Here is a 6,840-nt window from a genome sequence, read left to right on the forward strand (position 1 = left end):
GTCTCCTCCGCGGGGGTGGGCCGTGCGCTCAGGACCGGGACCGCGTGCGCGGGTCGATGAGGCCGTAGAGCAGGTCGACGACCAGGTTGGCGCCGAGGACGGCCAGGGTGATGAACAGGAAGACGCCCTGCATGAGCGCGTAGTCGTTGTTGGTCACCGCGCCCAGCAGGCGCGAGCCGATTCCCGGGTAGGAGAAGACCTGCTCGGTGACCACCGACCCGGAGACGACGAACCCCAGGGCGATGGCGAACCCGGCGATCGAGGGGAGCACCGCGTTGCGCGCGGCGTAGTTGCGCATGACCTCCCGCGCGGGCAGGCCCTTGGCCCTGGCGGTGAGGACGTAGTCCTCCGAGAGGGTGGAGACCATCATGTTGCGCATCCCCAGCAGCCAGCCGCCCAGGGACCCGATCACGATGGTCAGGGCCGGCAGGAACCCGTAGTAGACGGCGGAGGCGATGAACTCGCCGTTCCACCCGGGGGTCAGCACGACGTCGTACCCGCCCTGGGCGGGGAAGAGCTCCAGCGAGCGGGACAGGACGTACACCAGCACCAGCGACAGCCAGAAGTACGGCACCGCCGCCAGCAGGGTCGTGGAGGGCACGAGGGAGTCCAGCCAGCTGCCCGGGCGCCACCCGGCGATCGCCCCCAGGACGACGCCGATCACGGCAGCGAGCACCGTGGCGATGCCGATGAGGACCAGGGTCCACGGCATGGAGGCGGCGATGACCTCCGTGACGGGTGCCGGGAAGTAGCTGATGGAGGTCCCCAGGTCACCCCGGGCGATGTTCGTCAGGTACGTCCAGTACTGCTGCAGCAGCGGGTCGCCGGTGTCGCCGCCCAGCAGGGTGGCGTAGGCCTTCCGGGTCTCCGGCGTCACCGTGGCGCCGCGCTGGCTGAGCTTGGCGAGCAGGATGTCGACCGGGTCGCCCGGCAGCATCCGGGGGATGAGGAAGTTCAGGGTGAGGGCCGCCCAGAAGGCGATCGCGTAGAAGCCGAGCTTGCGCAGCAGGAAGGCCACGGCTCAGCCACCGTTGACGGTGAGGTTCTTGAAGATCTGCGCGGCGTCGAACGCGGACCACACGGCCGGGAAGGCGTACTGGTCCTCGTCGGTGGGCCATCCGGAGAACTTCTCCACGTTCCAGACGCTGGTGGTGCCGCCGGTGAGGATCGGGACGTACGGCATCTGGTCGACGATCGCGGTCTGGATGACGTCGAACTGCGCCTGCCGGGCCGCCTCGTCCTCCGGGGCGATCCCGCGCAGGGCTTCGAGGGCGGCGTCCACGGCGGGGTCGGAGAACCGGGAGTAGTTGTTGCCCGGCGACTTCTCCCCCACGGGCGCCGTCATCTCCCCGGCGTAGAAGTAGTTGTAGAGGTAGTACGGGTCGGGGGAGGGTCCCTGCCACAGCGAGTCGATGGCGAGCTGGAAGTTCCCCTTCATGCGCTTGTCGGTCCACTCGTTCCAGGAGGACTGCGCCGCCTGCAGCTCGATGCCGGCGGCCTTCGCCTGCTGGGAGATGGTCTGGATGGCGGTGATGTAGTCGGTCCAGCCGGTGACGACCTCGATCGTCATCGACAGCCGCTGCCCGTCCTTGGCGTAGATCCCGTCGGCGCCCTTGACGTACCCGGCCTCCTCGAGGATCCGCGTGGCCTCGGCCAGGTCGGGGCCGGAGGGGGCGACCTTCGGCTCCACCGCGTCGGAGATCGTGGACTCCTGCGTGGCGGTCAGAGCGAACGTCGGGGAGATCTCGGCGGCGGTCTCCTGGAACGCGAGCTTGTTCAGCTGCGTGCGGTCCATGGCGTAGAAGAGCGCGCGTCGGACGGCGGGGTCGGTCTGCGGGCCGGTGCAGCCCAGGGCGACGTTCGCGCACGTCCCCAGCACCATCTGGTTCTGCGCCGCGGTCCCGGTGTCGTAGGACGGGAAGTTCTCGTTGACGTTCTGCATGTCGGGCACGGGGCCGGTCTGCCAGTCGATGGTCCCGCCGGCGATGGCGTCGGCACCGGCCTGGTTGCCGGACAGGGCGACGTAGCGGATGGTCTTCACCTCCGGCGCGCCGCCCCAGTACCCCTCGTTGGCGGAGAAGGTGAACGCCTGCGGCTTGAAGTCGCCCAGCACGTAGGCGCCCGTGCCGACGGGCTCCTCCATGATGTCGGTGGTGGGGTCGATGTCCTTCCACAGGTGCTCGGGCACGATGTAGATCTGGCTGAGGACGTCGGGGCCGGAGGTGTACGCCGGGGCGTCCCAGGTGAAGGTCACGTGGGTGTCGTCGACGACGGCGACCGTCCCGTCGTAGCCGGTGCCGTTGATGCCCGGGGTGTTCTTCAGCATGTCGAACGTGAAGGCCACGTCCTGCGCGGTGAACGGCTCCCCGTCCGACCACTCCACCCCCTCGCGCAGGGTGACGCTCAGCTGGGTGCCGTCCTCGTTCCAGGAGTACTCGGTGCCCAGCAGCGGCACCGGGTCGCTCTCCTGCGCCTTGTTGATGAAGAACAGCGACTCGAAGACGGTTCCCTGGCCACCGATCGACGACGGCGCGTAGGGGTTGAAGTTGAACTGGTAGTCGCCGGCCTGGCCGGTGTACGCGACGAGGGTGGTGGATCGGTCGCTCGCGGCGTCGTCGGAACCCGAGCAGCCGGTGGCGAGCAGGGCGAGAGAGGCCGTGCCCGCGGCGAGCGCCATCAGCGGGCGGCGCGAGCCACGGCGGGTGGAGAAGGAGGGCATGGGCGTTCCTCGATCCGACGCCGCAGCTCCGCGGCGTTGCGAGTGCCAGGCCGCTCCGCGGACGCCCCCGTCGGCGCCGGCGGAACCGTCGCGGCCTGCCTGGCCCCGATTCTTAACCGGCTTGACTTAGAGTGTCAACGTTCTGCGACGACCTGCTCCACCCGGTCACCGCCGGAACGGCGAGGACCTGCCACCCGGCTCCGCTCAGCGCAGGTGACCCTTGGTGACGCTGCGCAGGTGACCCTCGGAGACGTTGCGCAGGTGGCCGGTGGAGACGTTCCGCAGGTGCCCGGTCTTCACGGTGGTCTTCACGGCGCTCTTCGCCGGGGCCTTCGCGGTGGCGGAGACCTTCACCGCGACCTTCGGTGCGGCGGCGGCGGCGGGAGCCGCGGCGGCCGAACCGGCGAGCACGGAGCCGGCGACGAGCAGGGCGGCGAAGACGCGGGGAACGGACACGGTGACTCTCCTCCAGACGTGATCGGGACGGAGCGTCACCGACAACAGAGGCATCGACCCCGTCCTCCGCGCGCTTGAGCAACGATTTCCGGAAGTCGACGTCACGCACAGTCACTGCGCTCGCCGGCGGTCCGGCCCGCGGCCCGTCGAGTGGCGACCCGCCGACCCCGGTGCGACCCTCGGAGCACCTCGAGGAGGAGGACGACGTGGACGCTCGGGCGAGTACGGAGCAGGACCTGCTGCAGGTGCTGCACGAGGGCAGGCCGGTACGGCCGGTGCGGGGCACCCGCGCGGCCGACCTGGACGGGGGCAGGGTCCTGGCGTGGTGGGAGGGGTTCCGCGACCAGGTGGTGGCGCGCCGCGGCGAGCTGGACGGCGTGGCCGGCACGCTCGTCGAGACGGTGCTGGCAGCCGACGGCGAGGTGGCGGCCCTGCCGCCGGATCCGGACCCCGGGCAGCTGTTCGACGCCGTCGCACGCGGCGCCGGGCGGGTCCACGGGCCGCTGCAGCCGCTGGCGGCCTGGTTCGGCGAGATGGCGCGGGTGTGCGCGCAGGAGGTCGGCACGCACCAGCTCGCCCTGGCGGCCGAGCACGTCGGAGCCCCCGGCCCCGACGGCGACCCCCCGGTGCTGCAGGCGATGGCCCCGGCAGCGCGAGCCCTGTCCGACGCGGACGCGGCCGGCGTCCCGGCCGTCACGGCCCTGACCGCCGCCTACCGCGCGGCCGCCGACGGCGCTCGTGGCACGGTGCACGAGGGCTCGGTGGACCCGGTGGCCCTGACGGTCGCGTGGTTCTTCGAGCGCGGCACGGTCGTCTGACCCGGCCCACCTGCGCACCGCTCTCGCGCCCCCTCCCGCGGTGATCTTGCACGGTTGAATCTTCACTCGTGCAAGATCACCGCAGGAGGGGGCGCGAGGGGCGTTCGGGTGACGGGGCGGGGCAGGTACTTGCGTCTTCAATGACCCGCCGGTTATGGTCGACCCAGAAGTTGAGCACTCAACAACCTGGGGAGACCGCGATGGCCTGGTTCGGCAAGAAGAACACCGAGACGACTGCGAACGGCACCGCGACGGCGACGCTGCCCGCACCCGCCGCGCTGCCGCAGGTGCCCGGCTACCTGCCCGGCACCTGGACCATCGACGCCTCGCACTCCGAGGTGTCCTTCACCGTGCGGCACATGGCCGTCAGCAAGGTCCGCGGCCGCCTCGGCGGGGTGTCCGGCGAGGTCGTCCTGGCCGAGGACCCCGCCCGATCCACCGTCACCGCCGCCATCGACGTCACCTCGCTGACCACGTTCAACGAGCAGCGCGACGCGCACGTCCACAGCGGCGACTTCTTCGACGTCGCCAACCACCCGACCGCGACGTTCACCTCCACCGCCCTCACCCACGACGGCGACGACTTCCAGCTCACCGGCGACCTCACCCTCAAGGGCGTCACCCGGCCCGTCACCCTCACCCTCGAGGTCTCCGGCATCGGCCCCGACGCCTACGGCGGCACCCGCGCCGGGTTCTCGGCCAAGGGCCGCATCGACCGCCGTGACTTCGGCATCTCCTTCGACGCCAAGCTCGACAACGGCGGCCTCGTCGTCGCCGACAAGGTCGACCTCGAGCTCGACGTCGAAGCGGTGCTCAACGCCTGAGGGGAACCCCCGGGACCACCCTCCCCAGGACGGTCCGCAGCATCGGTCCCCGCGGCGACGACGCCATCAGGCGCAGGTCGTCCGCGGGGCCGGTGCTCCCGTCCAGGAAACCCAGGACCCGGTGCACCGGGTTCCGGGCGAACAACCCGGTGAAGAAGCCCGCCCCGTCCACGCGTCCGCTCGCCAGCGCCTCCAGCACCAGGGAATCCATGGCCAGGTGCCGGCGACGGTGCGCCGGCGGCAGCACCAGCGGTGAACCCGCCCGCGCCCGCTCGGCCAGCACGTCGGCCTGGCGCTGCAGGGCGCTGAACGCGTACCCGGTGGACGGGCGAACCGACCCGGAGGCGGCGCCCCAGCGCAGCACCCCGGGAACCCCGGACGGCGGGAAGCGCGCGTCCGTCATGGGGATGACGCCCCGCTCGGAACCCAGAACCTCCACCTCACCGATCCCGCTGCGGCGCAGGTACTCCCGCAGCGCGGAGTCGTACTCCTCATCGCTCAGCAGCCCCGCCGAGAACTCCGTGTACTCCACCAGCGCCTCGTGCGGCGACGTCGGCAGCACGTAACCGAACGCCACCCCGCCGGCCGGCTGCGGAACCCGGAAGTCCATCATCGTGACCGTCGACGGGTCGAACACCGGGCGCCGCGAACGCACCCGCCGGCCCAGGAAGTGCTGCAGCAGCAACGTGCGGCCCGTGCGGGGGACCGGCACCGGCCGGGTGTCCACCACCGTCCACCCCGGCTCGCGCAGATCGGCCGCGTCCTCGACCACGGCCTCCTCCACCGGAACACCCGCACCGGTCAGGCGCTCGCGCACCGCGGCGTCGAGGTCCTGCGAGCGCAGCATCCGGTAGCGCCAGGACCCCAGGTGGGCCACCACCTGCTCCCCCGTCCCCGGGACGATCCGCACCCGGGGCCACGACGCCGACACCAGGTGCCCGAACGGTCCCGGCCCGCCCTGGCCCCACGTGCACCAGGTGCGCTCGGGGGTGCGCCGGCCCGAGCCCCCCGGCGCCTCCACGACGCGCAGCGGGACCCCGGAACCCGCCAGCCGCCACGCCAGGCTCGCGCCCGCCGCGCCCAGCCCGACGACCACGACACCCTGCACCCCGGGAAGACCCACGGCCCTAGGCTCCCAGGGCCAGAGGACCGATGCCCCGGGAGGCACCCGTGAAGCTCGTCACCGGATTCCGCGACTTCGTCCTGCGCGGGAACGTCATCGACCTCGCGGTGGCCGTCGTCATCGGCACCGCGTTCACGGCCGTGGTGACGGCCGTCGTGCAAGGGCTCATCAACCCGCTCATCGCCGCGGTCGGCGGGGGCCCGAACCTCGCCGGCACCTGGGTGGTCCCGCTGCGCACGATCGTCGTGGACGGCCAGGAGCAGCAGGTCGGGCTGCAGCTCGGCACGGTCGTCGGCGCCGTCCTGAACTTCCTCATCGTCGCCGCCGTCGTGTACTTCCTCGTCGTCACACCCTTGAACCGCCTGCTGGCCCTGCGCAAGGACGAGTCGGCCCCCGCACCGGCCGCGCCCAGCGAGGACGTGCGGCTGCTCACCGAGATCCGCGACCTCCTGGCGCAGCAGCAGGGCGGCTCCCCGGCCGGGGACCGGAGCCCCCGGCCCGGGGCTTAGCGCCCGGAGGAGCTCTCCGGACCGGTGTCCCCGGAGACGGCCTGCTCGGCGTCGCGCTCGTCGATGAGGACACCCGCGAGCGGGTCGCCCGCACCGGTGCCCGCCGGGATGTCCTCCTCCGTGCCGAGCGGATCCTCGGGGCTGCGGGCGGGCGAGGGCTGGATGCCGCCGTCGGAGCCGCGGGCCACCTGGCGGCTGCCGCTCTCCTCCACCGCGCGCACCTCGGCGTTGTCGGTGGGGTCGACCCGGTCGGTGGGCTCGGTGCTCTTGCCGGTCTCGTCGCTCGGAGTGCTCACGGCTCACCACCCTGACCGCGCCCCCGCTCCCTCGCCACCGGAACCTCCACCCCTCGGTGATCTTGCACGGTTGAACGTTCACCCGTGCAAGATCA

At 72.0% G+C, this 6,840-nt stretch carries 8 protein-coding genes; 3 read left to right on the forward strand and 5 right to left on the reverse strand.

The window, feature by feature from the left end; genetic code table 11:
• Positions 1–28: 28 nt before the first annotated feature.
• From ACRYR9_RS14375 to ACRYR9_RS14385, 3 genes are all read right to left on the reverse strand, one after another.
• Positions 29–1,018, reverse strand: coding sequence for an ABC transporter permease (locus tag ACRYR9_RS14375; protein ID WP_432496857.1), 990 nt, complete (start codon positions 1,016–1,018; stop codon positions 29–31).
• A 3-nt stretch (positions 1,019–1,021) separates the two neighbouring features.
• Complete coding sequence (locus ACRYR9_RS14380) at positions 1,022–2,719, reverse strand: ABC transporter substrate-binding protein (RefSeq protein ID WP_432496859.1); 1,698 nt, start codon at positions 2,717–2,719, stop codon at positions 1,022–1,024.
• A gap of 204 nt (positions 2,720–2,923) precedes the next feature.
• A complete protein-coding gene (locus ACRYR9_RS14385) occupies positions 2,924–3,175 on the reverse strand; it encodes a hypothetical protein (protein WP_432496862.1) in 252 nt (83 codons plus the stop codon).
• Positions 3,176–3,381: 206 nt separating this feature from the next.
• Here ACRYR9_RS14385 and ACRYR9_RS14390 point away from each other — a divergent pair, with 206 nt between their 5' ends.
• Both ACRYR9_RS14390 and ACRYR9_RS14395 read left to right on the forward strand, forming a co-directional pair.
• Complete coding sequence (locus ACRYR9_RS14390; protein WP_432496865.1) at positions 3,382–3,993, forward strand: hypothetical protein; 612 nt, start codon at positions 3,382–3,384, stop codon at positions 3,991–3,993.
• Between the two features lie 200 nt (positions 3,994–4,193).
• Positions 4,194–4,817, forward strand: a complete 624-nt coding sequence (locus tag ACRYR9_RS14395) for a YceI family protein (protein ID WP_432496867.1) — start codon at positions 4,194–4,196, stop codon at positions 4,815–4,817.
• Here ACRYR9_RS14395 and ACRYR9_RS14400 read toward each other — a convergent pair.
• Complete coding sequence (locus ACRYR9_RS14400; RefSeq protein ID WP_432496869.1) at positions 4,807–5,940, reverse strand: lycopene cyclase family protein; 1,134 nt, start codon at positions 5,938–5,940, stop codon at positions 4,807–4,809. The genes ACRYR9_RS14395 and ACRYR9_RS14400 overlap by 11 nt on opposite strands.
• 47 nt (positions 5,941–5,987) lie before the next feature.
• On the opposite strand from ACRYR9_RS14400, the gene mscL reads away from it, so the two are divergent.
• Positions 5,988–6,449: a large conductance mechanosensitive channel protein MscL gene (gene mscL, locus ACRYR9_RS14405; RefSeq protein ID WP_432496871.1), complete on the forward strand. Its 462-nt coding sequence runs from the start codon at positions 5,988–5,990 to the stop codon at positions 6,447–6,449.
• Here the strand turns inward: mscL and ACRYR9_RS14410 are convergent.
• The gene (locus ACRYR9_RS14410) at positions 6,446–6,745 is read right to left on the reverse strand and encodes a hypothetical protein (RefSeq protein ID WP_432496874.1); all 300 of its coding nucleotides are present in this window, start codon (positions 6,743–6,745) and stop codon (positions 6,446–6,448) included. The genes mscL and ACRYR9_RS14410 overlap by 4 nt on opposite strands.
• Between the last annotated feature and the right edge of the window lie 95 nt (positions 6,746–6,840).

Source organism: Kineococcus auxinigenes (assembly GCF_050871525.1).
Taxonomy (GTDB): domain Bacteria; phylum Actinomycetota; class Actinomycetes; order Actinomycetales; family Kineococcaceae; genus Kineococcus.

Bases quoted from the DNA above. Each gene is read 5' to 3' on its own strand.
- ACRYR9_RS14380 (WP_432496859.1), bottom strand. From the start codon at position 2,719: ATGCCCTCCTTCTCCACCCGCCGTGGCTCGCGCCGCCCGCTGATGGCG.
- ACRYR9_RS14395 (WP_432496867.1), top strand. From the start codon at position 4,194: ATGGCCTGGTTCGGCAAGAAGAACACCGAGACGACTGCGAACGGCACC.